The 19,171-nt window shown below is 68.3% G+C and carries 16 protein-coding genes and 1 pseudogene; 3 read left to right on the top strand and 14 right to left on the bottom strand.

The genetic code is table 11. The annotated features are described in order from the left end of the window. Window positions 1-2: 2 nt before the first annotated feature. Window positions 3-299 carry a hypothetical protein gene (locus ACWF7A_RS37985; protein ID WP_452255335.1) on the bottom strand — a complete coding sequence of 99 codons (297 nt, stop codon included), beginning with the start codon at window positions 297-299 and terminating at the stop codon, window positions 3-5. Between the two features lie 361 nt (window positions 300-660). On the opposite strand from ACWF7A_RS37985, the gene leuA reads away from it, so the two are divergent. Next, window positions 661-2,484 carry a 2-isopropylmalate synthase gene (gene leuA / locus ACWF7A_RS37980; RefSeq protein ID WP_452255334.1) on the top strand — a complete coding sequence of 608 codons (1,824 nt, stop codon included), beginning with the start codon at window positions 661-663 and terminating at the stop codon, window positions 2,482-2,484. On the opposite strand, the gene ACWF7A_RS37975 is transcribed toward leuA, so the two are convergent. From ACWF7A_RS37975 to ACWF7A_RS37960, 4 genes are all read right to left on the bottom strand, one after another. Further along, a complete protein-coding gene (locus tag ACWF7A_RS37975; protein ID WP_452255333.1) occupies window positions 2,481-3,428 on the bottom strand; it encodes a hypothetical protein in 948 nt (315 codons plus the stop codon). The genes leuA and ACWF7A_RS37975 overlap by 4 nt on opposite strands. Continuing rightward, complete coding sequence (locus ACWF7A_RS37970) at window positions 3,425-4,558, bottom strand: MFS transporter (RefSeq protein WP_452255332.1); 1,134 nt, start codon at window positions 4,556-4,558, stop codon at window positions 3,425-3,427. The genes ACWF7A_RS37975 and ACWF7A_RS37970 overlap by 4 nt, the downstream gene beginning before the upstream one ends. A 29-nt stretch (window positions 4,559-4,587) precedes the next feature. Continuing rightward, entirely contained in the window at window positions 4,588-6,159 is a 1,572-nt protein-coding gene (locus ACWF7A_RS37965; RefSeq protein ID WP_452255331.1) for a discoidin domain-containing protein, read from the bottom strand. A 93-nt stretch (window positions 6,160-6,252) separates the two neighbouring features. Then, complete coding sequence (locus ACWF7A_RS37960) at window positions 6,253-6,939, bottom strand: DUF4184 family protein (protein ID WP_452255330.1); 687 nt, start codon at window positions 6,937-6,939, stop codon at window positions 6,253-6,255. A gap of 92 nt (window positions 6,940-7,031) precedes the next feature. On the opposite strand from ACWF7A_RS37960, the pseudogene ACWF7A_RS37955 reads away from it, so the two are divergent. Further along, window positions 7,032-7,451 (top strand): annotated as a pseudogene (locus tag ACWF7A_RS37955) (DedA family protein); the annotation flags it as partial. 20 nt (window positions 7,452-7,471) lie between these two features. Here ACWF7A_RS37955 and ACWF7A_RS37950 read toward each other — a convergent pair. From ACWF7A_RS37950 to ACWF7A_RS37925, 6 genes are all read right to left on the bottom strand, one after another. After that, complete coding sequence (locus ACWF7A_RS37950) at window positions 7,472-8,053, bottom strand: TetR/AcrR family transcriptional regulator (RefSeq protein ID WP_452255329.1); 582 nt, start codon at window positions 8,051-8,053, stop codon at window positions 7,472-7,474. Between the two features lie 78 nt (window positions 8,054-8,131). After that, window positions 8,132-9,238, bottom strand: a complete 1,107-nt coding sequence (locus ACWF7A_RS37945; protein ID WP_452255328.1) for an ABC transporter ATP-binding protein — start codon at window positions 9,236-9,238, stop codon at window positions 8,132-8,134. Next, window positions 9,235-10,233: an ABC transporter ATP-binding protein gene (locus tag ACWF7A_RS37940; RefSeq protein ID WP_452255327.1), complete on the bottom strand. Its 999-nt coding sequence runs from the start codon at window positions 10,231-10,233 to the stop codon at window positions 9,235-9,237. Before ACWF7A_RS37940 ends, ACWF7A_RS37945 begins: the two co-directional genes overlap by 4 nt. A gap of 6 nt (window positions 10,234-10,239) precedes the next feature. Next, window positions 10,240-11,163, bottom strand: a complete 924-nt coding sequence (locus tag ACWF7A_RS37935; protein WP_452255326.1) for an ABC transporter permease — start codon at window positions 11,161-11,163, stop codon at window positions 10,240-10,242. Window positions 11,164-11,168: 5 nt separating this feature from the next. Beyond that, the gene (locus tag ACWF7A_RS37930; RefSeq protein ID WP_452255325.1) at window positions 11,169-12,173 is read right to left on the bottom strand and encodes an ABC transporter permease; all 1,005 of its coding nucleotides are present in this window, start codon (window positions 12,171-12,173) and stop codon (window positions 11,169-11,171) included. A gap of 42 nt (window positions 12,174-12,215) precedes the next feature. Continuing rightward, a complete protein-coding gene (locus ACWF7A_RS37925; RefSeq protein WP_452255324.1) occupies window positions 12,216-13,895 on the bottom strand; it encodes an ABC transporter substrate-binding protein in 1,680 nt (559 codons plus the stop codon). Between the two features lie 216 nt (window positions 13,896-14,111). On the opposite strand from ACWF7A_RS37925, the gene ACWF7A_RS37920 reads away from it, so the two are divergent. After that, window positions 14,112-17,390 carry a BTAD domain-containing putative transcriptional regulator gene (locus ACWF7A_RS37920; protein WP_452255323.1) on the top strand — a complete coding sequence of 1,093 codons (3,279 nt, stop codon included), beginning with the start codon at window positions 14,112-14,114 and terminating at the stop codon, window positions 17,388-17,390. Here the strand turns inward: ACWF7A_RS37920 and ACWF7A_RS37915 are convergent. The 3 genes from ACWF7A_RS37915 to ACWF7A_RS37905 form a co-directional block, all read right to left on the bottom strand. Then, complete coding sequence (locus ACWF7A_RS37915; RefSeq protein WP_452255322.1) at window positions 17,366-17,842, bottom strand: uridine kinase family protein; 477 nt, start codon at window positions 17,840-17,842, stop codon at window positions 17,366-17,368. The genes ACWF7A_RS37920 and ACWF7A_RS37915 overlap by 25 nt on opposite strands. A 41-nt stretch (window positions 17,843-17,883) precedes the next feature. Continuing rightward, entirely contained in the window at window positions 17,884-18,492 is a 609-nt protein-coding gene (recR, locus tag ACWF7A_RS37910; protein WP_452255321.1) for a recombination mediator RecR, read from the bottom strand. Window positions 18,493-18,558: 66 nt separating this feature from the next. After that, window positions 18,559-18,861, bottom strand: a complete 303-nt coding sequence (locus ACWF7A_RS37905; protein WP_452255453.1) for a YbaB/EbfC family nucleoid-associated protein — start codon at window positions 18,859-18,861, stop codon at window positions 18,559-18,561. Window positions 18,862-19,171: the final 310 nt, after the last annotated feature.

Genomic DNA, 19,171 nt, shown 5'->3' with positions numbered 1-19,171 from the left:
ACTCAGTAGCGCGACACCGCACGCGCAAGCAAACCAGTCACGACCAGCCAGAACACGGCGGCGAGACCGTAGTTGAGGAAGACGTCGAGGTTGTAGTTGCCCGTTGCGAAGAGACCGGGGAAGAAGAGCGCAAGAGGCTCGGCTAGGGACTGGACGAACTTGAAGAACGCGTTCCCTTGGTTCGCGCCCAACACGATCATCAGGATGTACAGCACCTCGATGAGGGCGAAGAGAGCGCCGATGCCGCTGATCACGCGCGAAGCCGTGCCGCGGCCACTGGAAGTACGTAATCTGGCCATACGTGAACTTTTCCCAGGTACGGGCAGGCCAAAACTTGCAAGTTGACCTGCTTCCCGTACCCGTGCGCGAACGAGCACGTCAACCCACCTGCGAAGCCGAAAACAAGCTGTCTTCGCCAGGCGCTGCGAGCGGTGGGGCTCCCTCTCAGATGGGCGGAGAACGGGACAGAGGCCGACCGAGGCGTCCCACGATCCGGTCTACAAGTTCCATCCGACCCAGATCTGTGACTAGTCTGTCCGACGTGTGGCGTTCCCTCCTGCTTCGCTGCCGTGACGGGGTCTGATCAGACCGGCCCCCCGTCGCGGGACTCAGCGTTGCCGCCGGTCGTTCCCGTAAACGACCCGCAGGAGCACAACCCCCATGACCTCCAACGAGGCATTCACCACCACTCCGGCCGAATCGGCAGACGCCTACTCCTCGGGCACCAGCCGGATCCGCAAGCCCTCCCGCCCTGCCCCGGACACGCAGCAGTCGTGGAACCGCCAGCTGGGCAGCAGCATGCCGTTCCACCGCTACCGCCCGTTCCACGAGCTGGTGGAGGTCATCGACGTACCGGACCGCACCTGGCCGACCAAGAAGACCACCACCGCCCCTCTCTGGTGTGCGGTGGACCTGCGGGACGGCAACCAGGCCCTGATCGACCCGATGTCCCCGGCCCGCAAGCGCAAGATGTTCGACCTGCTGGTCCGCATGGGCTTCAAGGAGATCGAGGTCGGTTTCCCGGCCGCGAGCCAGACCGACTTCGACTTCGTCCGCGAGATCATCGAGGACGGCGCCGTCCCGGACGACGTCACGATCCAGGTCCTGACCCAGTGCCGCGAAGAGCTGATCGCGAGGACGTTCGAGTCCCTGCGCGGAGCGAACAAGGCGATCGTCCACTTCTACAACTCGACGTCGATCCTGCAGCGCCGCGTGGTGTTCCGCAGCGACCGGGACGGCATCAAGAAGATCGCGGTGGACGCGGCGAAGTTCGCCAAGCAGCAGGAGCAGGACTACCCCGAGACCGACTTCCGGTACGAGTACTCCCCCGAGTCCTACACGGGCACCGAGCTCAGCTACGCCCTGGAGGTCTGCAACGCGGTCCAGGAGGTCATCCAGCCGACGCCCGAGAAGCCGCTGATCATCAACCTGCCGGCCACCGTCGAGATGGCCACCCCGAACGTCTACGCGGACAGCATCGAATGGATGTCCAGGAACCTCGCCAACCGCGAGGCCATCATCCTGAGCCTGCACCCGCACAACGACCGCGGCACCGGCGTCGCGGCGGCCGAGCTCGGCTACCTGGCCGGGGCCGACCGCATCGAGGGCTGCCTGTTCGGCAACGGTGAGCGCACCGGCAACGTCTGCCTGGTCACGCTGGCCATGAACATGTTCAGCCAGGGCATCGACCCGCAGATCGACTTCAGCGACATCGACGAGGTCCGCCGCACCGTCGAGTACTGCAACCAGCTGCCGGTCCCCGAACGCCACCCGTACGGCGGCGACCTGGTCTTCACCGCGTTCTCCGGGTCCCACCAGGACGCGATCAAGAAGGGCTTCGAGGCCCTGGAGGCCGACGCCAAGGACGCGGGCCAGCACGTCGACGACTTCGAGTGGGAGGTCCCGTACCTGCCGATCGACCCGAAGGACGTCGGCCGCAACTACGAGGCCGTCATCCGGGTCAACTCGCAGTCCGGCAAGGGCGGCGTGGCGTACCTGATGAAGCAGGAGCACCACCTGGACCTGCCGCGGCGCCTGCAGATCGAGTTCTCGAAGGTGATCCAGGAGGTCACCGACTCACAGGGCGGCGAGATCAACCCGAAGGAGATGTGGGACGCCTTCGCGGAGGAGTACCTGCACGGCCGGGTGCCGCTGTACCTGCTGAAGCACCGCGCGAGCTCGGACGGCAGCGGCCGCGAGGAGATCACCGCGACGCTCATGATCGACGGCGACCAGCAGGAGATCACGGGCTCGGGCAACGGTCCGATCGCCGCGTTCGTCGACGCGCTCGCCTCGGTGGGCTACGACGTGCGGGTGCTGGACTACGCCGAGCACGCGCTGTCCGCCGGTGACGACGCCCGCGCGGCCGCCTACGTCGAATGCGCGGTAGGCGACCGCGTGCTGTGGGGCGTCGGCATCGACTCGTCCACGGTCGCGGCGAGCTTCCGCGCGATCGTGAGCGCGATCAACCGCGCCAACCGCTAACCGAGGGCAACGGACGGGGAGGACGCGTGCGGCACCAGTTGCCGCGGCGCGCCCTCCCCGTTCGCCTGCACGGCCCAGATGCCCTCGCCCGGCAGGCCGTAGGCGATGGTGTCGTTGTCGAGCCACACGACCTGGTCGTCGATCCCCCGTGTCTCGGCCAGGGGTGTCTCCACCATCGTGGTCAGGTCCAGCACGTGCTGCCGCCACGGCCGCGCGCCGTCGCCGGGCACGCGCTTCTTGAACGCCACGCGCTTGCCGTCCGGTGACAGGGACGGGCATTCGGCGTTCTCCCGCAACGACTTCGCCGACTCGTCGACCGCGTCGCCCTGGATCAGGTACGTCTTCCCGGCGGTGCTCATCGTCGCGAAGTAAGTGCGGTCGTCCGCCGCGAACGTCACGCCCCAGAAGTTCATGTCGTTGACCGTCTTCATGCCGGCGATCCGGGTGCCCTCGATGTTGCTGGCGTAGACCTCGGTCTCGGTGTCCAGGATCGCGGTCCGCGTCGAGAACGTCCCCGCCTGCGAGTACGAGTCACCGGTGACGAACGTCGTCCACGACGCCATCCGCCCGTCCGCCGACAGCTTGGCGCGGTTCGGCACGCCGTCCACCTCGACGCGCCGCTGCTCCGCCAGCCCGCGGTCGACGAACACGGCAGCCGCCCCCGGCAGCGGACCGGACGCGTCCGCCAGACACAGCCCCCGCCCGGCAGAGGTGTAGAAACGCTTGCAGGACAACGAGCTCACCCGGCGCGCGGCAGAAGGATCGCTCAACGGCACCGAGGCGACACGACCGCTCACCTCGTCCACGAACAGCAGCCGCCCGGACGACAGCTCGACCGGCCCCTCCTCCACCGCGACGGACACGGCGCCGGGAGTGCGCAGGGCGTAGGCGGTGGCACCGGCGCCCAGCGCGATCACGGCGACGACGACGATCAGGATCCTCACCAAGCGAACCACGTCCAAAGAGCACCGAAGAGAACGGAAGAGCTCGCACGGGCCAGCACCTGTCCGGTCTGGAGCAGGGCCAGGCCGGACGTGCGCAGCTCGTCGGGGATCATCGGCCCGGCCACGGCCATCAGCACGCCGTCCGTGCACGCGTAGAACAGCCCGTGCAGCACGAGAACGCCGACCAGCAGAGAGATCCCGGAGACACCGGCCAGCAGCACGTACGCGCCGAGCAGGGCGAGATGCCCGACGAGGAAGATCTTCCACCGGCCCACGCGATCGGCCAGTGACCCCAGCGGCACGGCGGCGAGCAGGTACACGCCGGCCGTACCGAGAGGCAGCAGTGCGATGTACGCGACCTCGACGTCGAGCTTCTTCTGCAGCAGCAGGTAGATGAACCCGTCGCCGAGTGTCAGGAACCCGAGACCGCACGCGACCAGGCAGACCCGCCGGAACGGCCTGGACCGCAACAACCCGAACGCCGATCGCAGCGACACCGCGACGCGTGGCAGCACGTCCCGGTGATCCCGCACGAACAGCACCAGAACCAGAAAACCCACCGCGGCGAAGCAGAAGCTCACCACGAACACCACGTCGTAGCGGGCCGGGAGCGTCCACAGCAGACAGAACGCCAGCAGTGGACCGAGGAACGCGCCGACGGTGTCCATGGCGCGATGGACACCGAAGGCCCGTCCGAGCGCCGAGGGTTCGCTGCTCAATGTGATCAGCGCGTCCCTCGGCGCGGTGCGCAAGCCCTTGCCGGTCCGGTCCCCGGCCAGCACGAGCCCCATCGCGGTGGCCGAGGTCCCGGCGGCGAGCAGGCCGAGCTTGCCCAGCGCCGAGATCCCGTACCCGAGTCCGGCGACGAACTTGCGCCGTTGCCAGCGGTCCGCAGCGTGACCGCCGACAACGCGAACGAGCGCTGTCACACCGGTGTAGATGCCGTCGAGCACACCGAACTGCAGCGGGGAGAACCCCAGTCCCAGCACGAGGTACAGCGGCAGGATGGCGGTGACCATCTCGGACGAGACGTCCGTGAGCAGGGACACCGCGCCCAGCGCGAGGACGTTCCCCGCGATCCTGCCGGTGCCACCCGAAGCCGGGGCTTGTCTTGCGGTTGCGATGTACACGACGGCCTCCGATCAACAGCCAGAGCGGATCAACGACAGTTGTAGGGACCGGCCTTGTCGCGCACCTTGCCCGCCGTGTCGATGACCTCCCACGAGTAGGAGGTGCCGGACAGGGTGAACTTCACGACTCCGTGCGAGTCCGCGAACCAGTTCTCCACGCCGGTGCGCGGCTTGACGTTGGAGTAGAGGTAGTCACCGCCGATGCCGATGATCGCGGAGCGCATGCCGTTGGTCGTGTCCACCGAGCCGGTCTTGCTCAGCGGCTTCAACCGCTCGTAGTGGTGGTCGTGACCGCTCAGCACGAGATCGGCCTTGGCGTCCGCGAACGCGTTCCACAGCGGGGCCATCACGGACTTGTCGCCGTACTCGCCCGAGTTGAACCGCGGGTGGTGCCAGTAGCCGACGACGCACTTCTTGGTGTTCGCGGCGAGGTCGGCCTTCAGCCAGTTGAGCTGCGTCGAGTCGCTCCCGGTGTCGTAGAGCTTCTGGGAGTCGAACGACACGAAGTGGAAGTCGCCCGCTTCCCAGCTGTAGTACGGCTTTCCATTCGGGTAGGCCTGGGCGCCGAAGTACGACTTGTAGCCGTTGAGGTTGTCTTCCCACTCGTGGTTGCCCGTCGCGGGACGGGTGATGCTCTTGTACCGGCCCCACGACTTGTCGTAGTGGGCCTTGAACTCCGTGAGCGTGCCGCTGTCGTACTGGTTGTCGCCCACCGTGAGGATGTGGTTCGGCTTGATCTGGTCGATCAGCTTCGCCGTCTCGTAGTGCTCGGTGTTGGTCAGCGACGCGATGTCGCCGGCGGCGACGACCGTGATGGTGTCGCCGGGAGCGGGAGGCAGGGTGGTCGCCTGCACCGAGTTGCTCGCCGGGCCGAGGTTGCCGGCCGCGTCACGGGCCTTGACGGTGTAGGTGAACGCCGTGCCGGACGCGAGCCCGGAGTCGGTGAACGTGGTGCCGGTCGGGGTGCCCACGACACTGCCGTTGCGCAGGACGTCGTAGCCGGTCACACCGATGTTGTCGGTCGCGGCCGTCCACTGCAGGCTGACCGAGTTGGACGTCGTGCCGGTCGCGGTGAGACCGCTGGGCGCGGTCGGCGGCGTCGGGTCGACGACACCGGAGCCACTGCCCCAGACCTCCAGGTCGAAGATCGAGTAGCCGTAGCTCGTGCCGCGCTTGGTGCCGTAGATCCGCACGTAGCGGCCGGACGCGCTCAGGGTCGTCTCGTCGATGCCACCGTTCTGACCGGTGAGGGTCTTCTTGGTGCTCCACGTCGAGCCGTCCGCGGACGTCTGGATCTTGTACTCGGAGGCGTACGCGGCCTCCCAGTTGATCTTGACCTTGGAGACGGTGGCGGTGCTGCCGAGGTCGACGGCGATCCACTGAGGATCGACGCCCTCGAGGCTCGCCCAGCGCGTGGACGAGTCCCCGTCGACGGCGTTGGCGCCGCCGAAGGTCTCGGCCTCGACGGACGAGACGGTGGTGGGCTTGTTGGCGGACAGCAGGGAATCAGCCGCGTTGGCCGTGCCGGAACCGGCGATCTGAGGGACCACCAGTGCGAACAGGGCTATGGCGACACCAGCTCTGGTGTGCTTTTTGATCACTTCGTTCCTCCTGGGCGAAGGGCGGCGGCTCGAAGGATTGGTAAAGAAGCTTCCCAATTGAACCGGGACGCTAACGACGGCCAAAGAGGCACGTCAACGACGTGCGCCGCCGAGGTGCCACAGAGCGGCGTGCACGACAACCGCCACGGACATGCCCTGGATCACACCCAGCAGGAGGCGCCGGACCCAGTCGTAGAGGCTGACTTGGCTGACCGGATCGGCCAACGACCACACCGCACCGGCCACCGCGCAGGCTCCGGCGAGGGCCCAGGCCCAGTACCGCGAGCGCCCTGTCCACGCCGGCCAGTTGTGCCCTTTCGGACAGCGGGCGGCCATCCAGACCAGCACGGCCATGCCGCCGAGCGACGACACGTACCCGATCACGTTGTAGAGCCGATGAGGCCCGGCGACGGACAGGTCCAGCCAGCCCCACCGCTGCACGAACCACCCGCCGGTCTGCGTGAAGGCGTCCCACAGCAGATGCGTGAGCACTCCCACCACAACGGACACCGCGCGCACGAACGGCCGACGGAAGACTCCGGGACTCGGCACCCGTGCCCGCACGAACGCGGGCGCCAACGCCATCAGCGAGGGCAGCAGCAGGCGTCCGGCGAGCAGCAGCACCACGGCGGCAACGGATCCGCCGAGCACCCCGTGGGTCGGCAGGAGCGGCAGGTAGTAGCCGAGGTCGGGCGCGACCGAGCCCGCCACGAGTCCGGGGAACCAGAGGTACCGGCGCAGCGGGAGCACGGCGGCCGGGTGCGCCGGGGTGAAGGGCACACGACCAGCCTAGATCGACTTGGTTCCTGTGGGCGCGCTGAAGAAACACCCAGGTCGGGATTGTTCACCTGGGTCACGTACGTTCACCGATCATGAGCACCGCCGCCAGCCTCGTAGTGCTGTTCCTGGTCGCCGTCGTGCCCTTGGCACCGACGGAGGCCGTGCTCATCGGCGCCGGCGTCCTGGCCGCGACCGGTGAGGTGCCTCTCTACCTGGTGGTGCTCGTCGCCGCGGTCGGTTGCCTGGTCAGCGACTTGATCAACTTTACTGCAGGGCGCCGGATGGGGATGCGCGCCCTCGACAAGGTCAACAAGAACGCGAAGGCGCGGGCGATGGTCGTGTGGACGGCCGACCAGCTCGCGACCAAGGGCGAGACGATCCTCATCGCGGCCCGGTTCCTGCCGGCGGGCGGCATCGTCGGGGCGCTGCTGACGGGGGCGCTGAAGTGGCCGCTGAGGCGGTTCGTGCCGGTCGCGGCGGTCGGGTCGGCCCTGTGGAGCCTCTACCCCGCCACCGTCGGGTACATCGGCGGTCAGCTCGTCGACGAGGCGTGGCTCGCGATGCTGTTGTCGTTCGGCGTCGCCACGCTCCTCTCCGTCCCGGTCGGCATGGCGATCCGTGCGCGCAACGCCAGCCGCACTCTCTCGTACGCCGAGGCGTCGTCGTAGAGCACCGCGAACCGGTCCGCGGCCGCCAGCAGGGCGTCCACCTCGAACGCCATCTGGGCGTCGCCGCAGAGCCGTTCCAGCAGTGAGATCCAGCGCAGGTTGAAGAGCATCAGCGCGTCACGCACGCGGCCGGGCCTGGCGGCGAACTCCGAGCGCGTGACGACGAAGAAGCAGCCGCCGGGGAACACGCGGCGCTTCGAGTAGTCGAGCCAGCGCTCGGCTAGGTCCAGCAGCGCGCCACCCGGCATCACGACCTCGCGCGCGAAGATCTCCGCGGCGGTGTGCACGGCCGAGATCTGCAGTTCCTCCTTGGCACCGAAGTGCGAGAACACCCCGCTCTTGCTCATGCCGAGCTCGACCGCGAGCCGCCCGATCGTGACGCCCTCGAGGCCGTCGACCGAGGCGATCTCCGCCGCGCGAAGGAGGATCGAGCCACGACTGTCCATCGCACGAGGACAGCGGAAGGCCCTGGAGAAACGAACGGGGCCACCTCGAAAGGCGGCCCCGGACGGAGAAAACGGGAACTACGGGTTGAGCGCCTCGGTGACGGACGCCGGCCCCACGAGCGGGACGTCGGGCGACAGGCCGTCGCCCTCCTCCACCAGGATGGGCTTCACCTCGTGCGGCTGGATCTCGCCGGACTGGATCTGCTCGGCGTAGTGGCACGCCACCTTGTGCCCCGGCCTGAGCTCGCGCAGCACGGGCCGTTCGGTGTCGCACTTCGTCGCCTGCCGCCACGGGCACCGGGTGTGGAACCGGCAGCCGCTGGGCGGGTTCGCCGGCGACGGGAGGTCGCCCGCGAGCAGGATCCGCTCACGCCGGTCCTCGACGACGGGGTCCGGCACCGGGATCGCCGACAGCAGCGCCCGCGTGTACGGGTGCAGCGGCTCGGCGTAGAGGTCCTCGGAGCTGGCCTCCTCGACCAGGCCACCGAGGTACATCACGCCCACGCGGTCGGAGATGTGCTTCACGACCGCGAGGTCGTGCGCGATCACCAGGTAGGTCAGGCCGAACTGCTCCTGCAGCTCCTCCATCAGGTTCACGACCTGGGCCTGCACCGACACGTCCAGCGCGGACACCGGCTCGTCGGCGACGATCAGGTCCGGCTCCAGCGCCAGGGCCCGCGCGATGCCGATGCGCTGCCGCTGACCGCCGGAGAACTCGTGCGGGTACTTGCGCAGCGCCGTGGTCGGCAGGCCGACGGCCGTGAGCAGCTCGCGAAGCCGCTTGTTGGTCGACTCCCTGCCCTTGTCCAGGCCGTGCGCCCGCAGGCCCTCGATGAGGATCGACTCCACGGACTGCCGCGGGTCCAAAGAGGACAGCGGGTCCTGGAACACCATCTGGATCCGGCGCCGCATCTTGCGCAGCTCTTCACCCTTGAGGGCGGAGAAGTCCTGGCCGTCGAAGATCATCTTGCCTTCGGTCGGCTCGTTGAGCCGCAGCATCGCCCGCCCGAGGGTGGACTTGCCGCAACCCGACTCTCCGACCAGGCCGTACGTCTCGCCGCGCTTGATCTCCAGGTCGACGCCGTCGACCGCGTAGACGTAGCCGACGGTGCGGTCCATGAACACGCCCCGCTTGATCGGGAAGTGCACCTTCATGTCCTGGACGGAAACCAGGGTCTCGCTCATACCGGCACCTCCTCGGCGGCGGGAGTTCCCGGCACGACCGGGTTGTGGCAGCGGAGCAGGCGGCCCAGCTGGTCCTCTTCCGCGGGCGTCTCCGTGCGGCACACGTCCAGCGCGTTCGGGCACCGGGGCGCGAACGCACAGGCGCTCGCCCACGGGATGTTGTCCGCGACGGACCCCTTGATCGGCGTCAGCTTCGAGTGCCGTGCCGCGTCGAGCCGCGGGATCGAGGCCAGCAGGCCGTGCGTGTACGGGTGGCGCGGCTCGGCGAAGAGCTTGTGCCGCATGGCCTTCTCGACCACCTTGCCGCCGTACAGCACGTTGACCTCGTCGCACAGGCCGGCGACGACACCCAGGTCGTGGGTGATCATCACGAGCGCGGTGCCGAGGTCCTGCACCAGTTCCTTCATCAGCGACAGGATCTGGGCCTGGATGGTCACGTCCAGCGCCGTCGTCGGCTCGTCCGCGATCAGCAGCTTCGGCCGGCACGCCAGCGCGATCGCGATGAGCGCGCGCTGCCGCATGCCGCCGGAGAGCTGGTGCGGGTACTCCTTGAGCCGGCGGTTCGGGTCCGGGATGCCGACCTTGTCGAGCAGGTCCTTCGCCTCGATCATCGCTTCCTTGCGGGCCAGGCCGCGGTGCCGTTCGAGCACCTCGGTGACCTGCAGGCCGATCGGGATGACCGGGTTCAGCGACGACAGCGGGTCCTGGAAGACCATGCCGAGCTCGCTGCCGCGCTTGTCGCGCATCTGCTTGTCCGACAGCTTCAGCAGGTCCGTGCCGTCGTACTTCACGGTGCCGGTGACCGTGGCGCCGCGCTTGGGCAGCAGACCCATGATCGCGAGCGACGTCACGGACTTGCCGCAGCCCGACTCGCCGACGAGACCGACCGTCTGGCCGGGTTCGACGTCGAAGCTGACGCCGTCGACCGCGCGGAACGGTTCCTCGCCCTTGCGCTGGAACACGACGGTGAGGTCACGAACTTCGAGCAGTGCCACGACGACTCACCGCCTGTTCTTCGGGTCGAGGGCTTCGCGCAGGGTCTCGCCCATGAGCGTGAAGCCGAGCGCGACGATGATGATGCAGATCGCGGGGTACGCGGCCAGCTGCGGATGCGTGTCGAAGACGTTCTGCACGTCGCCGAGCATCTGCCCCCACTCCGGGATCCGGTCGTCCGGATTGCCGAGGCCGAGGAACGACAGCGCGGCCGCCTCGATGATGGCGGTGGCCAGCACGAGCGTGGACTGCACGATCACCGGGCTGAGCGAGTTCGGCAGCATGTGCCGGAACACGATCGCGCCCTTCTTCACACCCAGAGCGGTCGCCGCCAGCACGTGGTCGCTGTGCCGTTGGGCGAGCATCGAGCCTCTGAGCAATCGTGCGAACACCGGGATCTGCACGATCGAGACCGCGAGGATCAGGGTGAACTGGCTGGGCCGCGCGAACATCGCGGCGATCGAGAACGCCAGCAGCAGCGACGGCAGCGAGAGCATGACGTCGACCAGGCGCATGACGGCCGAGTCGACCCAGCCGCCGAGCGCGCCCGCGAGCGTGCCCAGGATCAGGCCGCCGGTGAGGCCGATCAGCGTCGCGCCGACACCGACGACCAACGTCTGCTGCGAGCCGACCAGCAGGCGCGAGAAGAAGTCGCGGCCCTGCAGGTCACCACCGAGGATGTGGCCGGGCTGAGCGGGCGGGATCTCGTTGCGCGCCTTGACGACCTGCTCGATCAGCATCTTCTCGGCGGGGTCGTGCGGGGCGAGCCACGGCGCGAGCACCGACAACACGACGAAGATGCCGATGATCGTCGCGCCGATGAGGAACACCGGGCTGCGGCGAAGCCGCTTCCACGCGCTGGCCGCGAGCGAGACGCCCGCGGTGTCGGCGAGGCCGTCGATCTTTTCCTTCTTGGAGACTCCGAGTGCCACTGCGCTCACCTCGTCCTGATGCGCGGGTCGATGAGCGCGTACGACAGGTCGACCAGGAGGTTGACCACGACGTAGACGATGGTCGCCATGATGATCAGCAACAGCAGCACCGGGTAGTCACGCCGTTCGAACCCGATGGCGAGTGCCTGACCGACGCCGGGGATCGCGAACACCTTCTCGGTGAGCACGGCGCCGGAGAGCAGCGCACCGGTCTGCAGACCGATCGTCGTGACGACCGGGAGCATCGCGTTGCGCAGCACGTGCCGGCGGCGGATCACCGGTGCGGTGAGGCCCTTCGACTCGGCGGTGCGCACGAAGTCCTCGTCGAGCACGTCGAGCACGGCCGCCCTGGTGATCCGGAAGATCACCGCGAACGGGATCGTGGCGAGCGCGATGGACGGCAGGATCAGGTGTTCCAGCGCGTCGAACGTCGCGTCCCACTCGCCGGTGAGGATGCCGTCGAGGGTGAAGAACCCGGTGACGCGGGTGGCGTCGATGTCACCCTGCCGGCCCTGTGAGGGCAGTCCGAGGCCGACCGAGGCCGCGTCCTTGAGCACGTAGGCCAGGAAGAACACCGGCACGGCCACGCCGACGAGCGAGCCGATGACGCTGAAGTTGTCGAACAGACCGCCGCGGCGCTTCGCCGCGAGGTAACCGAGCGGGACGCCGACCGCGATCGCGAGCAGGATCGCGAAGAAGCTGAGCTCGATCGTCGCGGGGAACCGCTGGAGGAAGATCTCGAGCGCCGAGTCACCGGGCTGGACACCGGTGGAGACGCCGAAGTCACCGGTCGCCGCGCGACCGAGGAACTTGAAGTACTGGACGAAGATCGGCTGATCGAGGCCGAGCTGGGTGGTGAGGGCCGCGCGCGACTCCGGCGTAGCGCGTTCTCCCAGGAGGGCCGAAACCGGCCCTCCTGGGAGAAGTCGCATCCACGCGAAGAGCAGCAGCGAGAGCACCAGCACCACGCCGACCAGCTGAACCAGCCGTCGAATGGTGTAGCGGAGCACTTGAGCTACCCCGTTGTTCTCTTGTGGTGGGAGCTAGTCAGCTCAGCCCTTGGAGGCCGGGCCGAACTTCTCGTCGGTCAACGGGCTCGGGACGACACCCTTGATGTCCGACTTCAACACCAGAGCGGGCGGGGAGTGCGAGATCGGGATCGCGGGCAGGTACTCGTCCATGATCTTCTTGTTGATCTCTTCGTACAGCTTCGTGCGGTTGGCCTCGTTCGGCTCGGAGTTCGCCTTGGCCAGGTCCGCCGCGAGGGTGGCGCCCCACGGGGACACACCGGTGTTGAAGCGGTTGTCGGTGCGGCCGAAGAACGTGCCGACCCAGTTGTGCGCCGTGCCGTTGTCGCCGGTCCAGCCCAGGAGGAACAGGTCCGGGGTGCCGTTGTCGACGTCGGTGAGGTAGCCACCGTTCCACGGCTTCGTGGTGACCTCGATCTTGATGCCCGCGGCCTGCAGGTCAGCCGAGATCGCGCCGAACAGGTCCTTCGGGGACGGCATGTACGGACGCGTGACCTCGGACGGCCAGTAGAACTTGAGCGTCAGGTCGGAGGCACCGGCCTCGGCCAGCAGCGACTTGGCCTTCGCGGCGTCGTAACCGACGGCCTTGAGGTCCTTGTTGTAGCCGTTGACGGTGTCCGGCATGAACTGCGTCGCGACCTTCGCGCCCTCGGGCAGCTGCGACTTGACGAGCTGCTCGCGGTTGATCGCGTACTGGAGGGCCTGGCGGACCTTGAGGTCGGCGAGCTTCGGGTTGTTCTTCTGGTTGATGCCCAGGTAGAACACGTTGAACGCCGGACGGATCGCGACGTTGAAGCCGTCGGTCTTCAGACCGGCCCAGTCCGCCGCGTTCGGCAGGTCGTAGCCGTCGATGTCGCCGGCCTTGAGCGCCTGCTTGCGGGCGGTCTCGTCCGGGATGATCTTGAAGATGATCTTGTCCAGCTTGGCCTTCGTGCCGTGGTAGGCGTCGTTCTTCACGAGCTCCACGGTGTTGTTGGCCTTGTCGTACTTGCCGAACTTGAACGGGCCCGTGCCGGTCGGGTGCTCGTTCGCGTAGGCCGGGTAGGTGAACGCGTCACCGGCGGCCTGGACGTTGTCCGCGTCGTACTTCTTCAGCGCGTCGGGGCTGGAGATGGAGAACGACGTGAAGCCGAGGACCGACGGGAACTGCGAGGTGACCTCGTTCAGCTCGATGACCGCGGTCTTGGCGTCCTTGGCCGTGCAGGCCTTGTACAGCGAGGGCTTGTCCGGCGTGCTCGCGAAGCCGCCGAAGTTGTCCAGCCAGTACTGGGAGACGGCGTCGCTCGTGCCGGCGCCCTTCTGGTTGTACCAGCGGTTGAAGTTGAAGCAGACCGCCTCGGCGTTGAAGTCCGTGCCGTCGTGGAACTTCACGCCCTCCTTGAGGGTGAAGGTCCACGTCTTGCCGTCCGCGGAGGGCTCGTACTTCGTGGCGAGCGCGGGCTCGACCTCGGCGGTACCCGGCTTGAAGCCGACCAGGCCCTCGAACATCTGGCGTGAGACCCGGAAGGTCTCGCCGTCAGTCGCGTAGAACGGGTCGAAGAGCTTCGGCGCGCCGGCGGCGCCGAAGGTCAGCGTCCCGCCTTCCTTGCCGCCGCCGCCTGAGTCGCGCTGGGATTGCGCGCAACCGGACAGGGCGAGCGCGCTGACGCTGAGGAAGCCGATCGCGGCAACCCAACGGCGGCGAGCCGTTACTGAGTGGACCATCAAACACCCCTTGGACAATCCGCACATCTCACGGTGTGGTCGCCGACCATAACCGTTGTAGATACCCCGTCCGGGGTTACTCAGGTCACGATCCGGCCACTAGACCAGGCATTCTGATACGTCCGGCGCACGACCGCTGACCCAACGTGAGCACGGCAGATGCGTCAGAAGCTCTCCTAGGCTGTAGAAACAACAACGACACGCGGAGGAGGTCGCATGAGCAGGCTGGTCGAGTTCCGCGTGCTCGGCCCCCTCCAGGTCCTCCTCGACGCCGAACCTCTGCTGGTCAGAGCGGGTAGGCAGCGTGCGCTGCTGGTGTCGCTGCTGCTGCGCGCGGGCACGTCGGTGTCCGTGGACGAGCTCGCCGGCAACGTCTGGGGCGAAGATCCGCCCGCACGTGCGCGCGCGACGCTGCAGACCTATGTCATGCGTCTCAGACAGCTGCTCGGACCGTCTGTTCCGATCAAGACCGTGCCCGACGGGTACCTGATCGACGTCGACGAGAAGACCATCGACCTGATGCGCTTCGAACCCCTGATCGACCAGGGCGAGCAGGAGCGCGCCGCCGGGAACCTCCAGGCCAGCTCGGCCGCGTTCGCCGCCGCCCTCGGCCTGTGGCGGGGTCCGGCCCTGGTCGACGTGCCGTCCGAGATCCTGCACCGCGACGAGGTGCCGCGGCTCAACGAACGCCGCCTGCACGTGCTGGAACGCCGGGTCGAGGTCGATCTCGAGCTGGGCCGGCACGGCGAGCTCGTCGCGGAGCTGTCGCGGCTCACGAGCGACCACCCGTTGCGCGAGCGGTTCTGGGCTCAGCTGATGGTGGCCCTGTACCGCTCCGGGCGTCAGAGCGAGGCGCTGGCCGCCTACCAGCGGGTTTCGCGGCTGCTGGGCGACGAGCTGGGCATCGACCCCGGTGACGAGCTGCGGCGCGTGCACAGCCAGGTGCTGTCCGGCTCGATCAACGCGGTGACGGCGGCGGTCGGCGCCCCAGCCGTGGTCTCGAAGCCCGAACGGGTCGTGCCGTCACAGCTGCCCGCGGACATCCCCGACTTCGTGGGCCGGGACGAGGCCGTGTCGCTGATCGTGGCCCTGCTGCGGACCGCGCAGGGCGTGCCGGTCGTGACGCTGGCCGGACCGCCGGGCGTGGGCAAGACGGCGCTGGCCGTGCACGCGGCTCACCGGATGCGGGCGGACTTCGCGGACGGCCAGCTGTACGTCAACCTGCGCGGATACGCCCCCGGCCCGCCGTTGAGCGCGGTGGACGTGCTGCCGCGGTTCCTGCGCGCCCTGGGCACCGAGCCCGACCAGGTGCCGTTGGACCAGGACGAGCAGGAGGCGATGTTCCGGTCCACTTTGACCGGTCAGCGCGTTCTGCTGCTGCTGGACAACGCCTCGTCCGCCGAGCAGATCCGGCCGCTGCTGCCCGGTTCGCCGGGGTGCGCGGTGCTGGTGACCTCGCGCGACACGTTGCGCGGCCTGGCCGTCTCGCACGCGGCGTCGAACGTCCGGCTCGACGTGCTCGACTGGCACGAGACGAAGTCACTCCTCGCAGGCATCCTGGGTGCGGACGAGGTGGCGTCCCAAGAGGACGCGGCACACGAGCTGGCGGCCCTCTGCGCACATCTGCCATTGGCTTTGCGTATCGCAGCGGCGAACCTCGTGTCGCGTCCGGAGCTGTCCATCGCGGACTACGTGGAGGAGCTGCGGGCGGGCAACAGGCTCGCCGCGCTGGCCGTCGAGGGCGACGAACGGGTCGCCGTGCACGCGGCGTTCGACCTGTCCTACACGGCGTTGAAGCCCGAGCTCGCGCTGATGTTCCGCCTGCTGTCGCTGGTTCCCGGCACGGACTTCACGCCCGAGATGGCAGCGGCGCTGTCGGGGCTGACCACACAGGACGCCCGCCGGCGGCTCGACCGCCTGGCCACCGCGAACCTGATCTCGAACCACGCGCCGTCCCGCTACCAGTTCCACGACCTGCTGCGCGACTACGCGGCCGAGCGCCTGGCGTTCGAGGAGGGCCGCGCGGACTCGCGGCTCGCGTTGCGACGGCTGCTGGACTGGGCGGTGCGCTCGGTCGACAACGCCACCTCGGCGATGAAGTCGACGCTGTTCCGCTTCCCGCGCCCGGCCCCGTTGGACGGCGTGGTGCCCCGGACGTTCAGCACCTCCACCGAAGCCCTGACCTGGCTCGACGTCGAACGGGCGAACCTGGTCGCGCTGGTGGCGCACGCCGTGGAGCGCGACCCGGAGAACTCGCCGTGGCAGCTGGCCGACGCCCTGCGCGGCTACTTCTACACGCAGTCGTTGACGGCGGAGTGGCGTGAGACGGCGAAGGCGGGCCTGCAGGGCGCACGCGCACCACGCGACGAGCTCGGCCAGCTCGCCATGCTGTCCTCCCTGGGCACGCTGTACTGGGTGACCGGCCAGCACCGCAACGCGCTCGGCTACTACCAGCAGGCCATCGTCCTGCAGGAGCACATCGACCTGCCCGGCGCCGAGGCCGCCGTGCTGTCCAACGCGGGCAGCGTCTACATCGACCTCGGCGAGCTCGAACACGCGGCCGACCACCTGGAACGCGCCCTGGTGATCGCCCGCCGGGTGGGGGCGCCCCAGCTCCTGGCGAACGCCCTGTTCAACCTCGGCGGCGTCTACATGCAGCTCGGCCAGCTCGACCAGGCCGCGTCGACGTTCGAGGAAGCGCTGAAGGACGGCGAGCGCCTCGACTCGTGGATCCTGCAGGCGAACTCGATGCGTGCTCTCGGCGAGGTGCAGGCGTGGCGCGGCAAGCCGGACCTCGGCGAGGACTACTTCGTGCGCGCACGTGAGCTCTACGAACGTGCGGCCGCCCGCAACTTCGGCCACACCATGCACGAGGGCATGGCCATCACGCTGATCATGCGCGGCCGGTACGAGGAAGCGGCTCTGGAAGCCGCCGCGGCCATGCAGATCGCGCAGGACCTGGAGAACGTCAAGAGCGTCTGCGACGCCCAGAACCTGCTCGGCCGCGCCCTGGAGGGCGGTGGCCGGTACGAGGAGGCGCTGGAGCAGTTCTCGTCCGCGCTGGCGATCGGGGTGGAGACGGGCTACTCGTGGGGCATCTGCTCGGCCCGCCGCGGCCTCGCCTCGTCCTACCGCGCGGTCGGTCGTTACGAGGAGGCCCTGGCGACGGCCACCGCGGCGCTGGTCGAGGCCGGCAAGTCGCAGTTCCGGCTCGCCGAGATGGAGGCGTTGCTCGTTCTCGGGCGCACCCACCTCGACACCTCGGATGCCGCCGGTGCGCTGGACTGCGCTCTGCGGGCGGCCTCGGTCGGTTCCGACTCCGGGCATCGGTGGGTGTTCGGGCGGTCTCTGCAGCTGGCAGGCGATGCGTCGTTCGTGCTGGGTGACGCTGGTTCCGCCCGGTCCTACTGGGCCACGTCACTCGAGGTGTTCAGCGCTATCGGGACGCCTGAGGCCTCGGTGGTCGAGGCTCAACTGCTTGACGTGACAACGTAGTCAGCTCTGGCCCTGGTCTCGTCGACCGCGAACCAGCCTCGTTCGTACTGCTGCCAACGGATGAAGTGCTCACGTTGGTGTTCGCCGTCCCGGCTGACCGCGCGTTCCAGTCTGCTCTGTTCGTCTCCGTGGTCCACGAAGATCTTCAGGCTGGCGCGGGTGTTCGCTTTCCTGGCCGAGGAGAAGCCCTCCAGGATTATGGTCCTTTGTGGAGTGAGGACGACCTCGTCGCCTTCCCCGATGCACGGAAACCCTGGGGACCAGTCGGTTTTCCGGTATCTGCCCTCGTTGCCCTGGGCGATTTCGTCGAGTGCGTGTTGCAGCCTGGGCCACCATTTCGTCGTGGGGTCGTCCCACGTTGCGAAGTGGTCGGTGCTGATGAGCTGGGCGTCGAGTTCTGTTGCGAGCTCCCGTGCGAACGTCGACTTTCCCGCGCCCGACGGGCCGTCCACCGCGACCAGGCGAGTCGCGCCCAGCCGCGGTGGAGCCGTCGCTACATGCTGCGGCGACCAGATAGCGCACGCCCCAGCGTCAGCTCGTCCGCGAACTCCAGGTCGCCGCCCATCGGCAGCCCGCTGGCGAGCCGCGTGACGGAGAGGCCCGGGAAGTCCCTGAGCATCCTGACGAGGTAGGTGGCCGTGGCCTCGCCCTCGGTGTTCGGGTCCGTGGCGATGATGACCTCGGAGATGTCGACACCGTTGGTGGCCGTGCCGATCCGGTTCAGCAGCTGCCGAATCCGGAGCTGGTCCGGCCCGACGCCGCTGAGCGGATCGAGCGCGCCACCCAGGACGTGGTAGCGCCCCTTGAACTCCCTGGTGCGCTCGATCGCCTGGACGTCCTTCGGCTCCTCGACCACGCAGACCAGAGCCAGGTCCCGCTTCGGGTCCCGGCAGATCCGGCAGGTGGTCTCGGCACTCACGTTGCCGCAGACGTCGCAGAAGACCACGCCCTCCTTGACCTTCTGGAGTGCGTGCTGGAGCCGCTCGATGTCGGCCGACTCCGTCGCCAGGAGGTGGAAGGCGATCCGCTGCGCGCTCTTCGGACCTACGCCCGGGAGCCTGCCCAGCTCGTCGATCAGGTCCTGTACCGGGCCCTCGTACATCTGGTTAGCCGATCTCTTGGCTGATCAGGGTGCTGATCACTGGGCTGGCGATCACTGGGCTGGCGATCAGCCCAGCAGTCCGCCGAGGCCGCCCTGGGCCAGCGGGCCGAGCTTCTGCTCCACGAGCTCCTGCGCCTTGGTGTTCGCGTCCTTGATCGCCGCGATCACCAGGTCCTGGAGGGTCTCGACGTCCTCCGGGTCCACGATCTTCGGGTCGATCGCCAGGTCGACCAACTCGCCGCCGCCGGTGACCGTGGCAGTGACCAGGCCGTTGCCCGCGTTGCCGGTGATCTGCGTTTCGGCCAGCTGCTGCTGGGCTTCTGCCATCTGCTGCTGCATGGACTGGGCCTGCTGGAGCAGGGCCTGCATGTCGAACTGACCGGGTTGCACCGCTGGTCCTCTCGGTGGGCTGGCATTCGTGGGGTGTTGTCCAGGGTACGGGGGGTTGGGGTGCGTTCTGTTGCCGCCTGGTCCGTAGGTGGGGACCGGTGTGTGGGGTGACCGTTGGCGTGGGGCTGACCTTCGTGTGGGGCGAGCTTCGTGTGGGGCGAGCTTCGTGTGGGGCGAGCTTCGTGTGGGGCGAGCTTCGTGTGGGGCGAGCTTCGTGTGGGGCGAGCTTCGTGTGGGGCGAGCTTCGTGTGGGGCGAGCTTCGTGTGGGGCGAGCTTCGTGTGGGGCGA

This window comes from Lentzea sp. NPDC055074, assembly GCF_053608005.1.
This window is presented reverse-complemented; position numbering and strand designations above follow the sequence as displayed.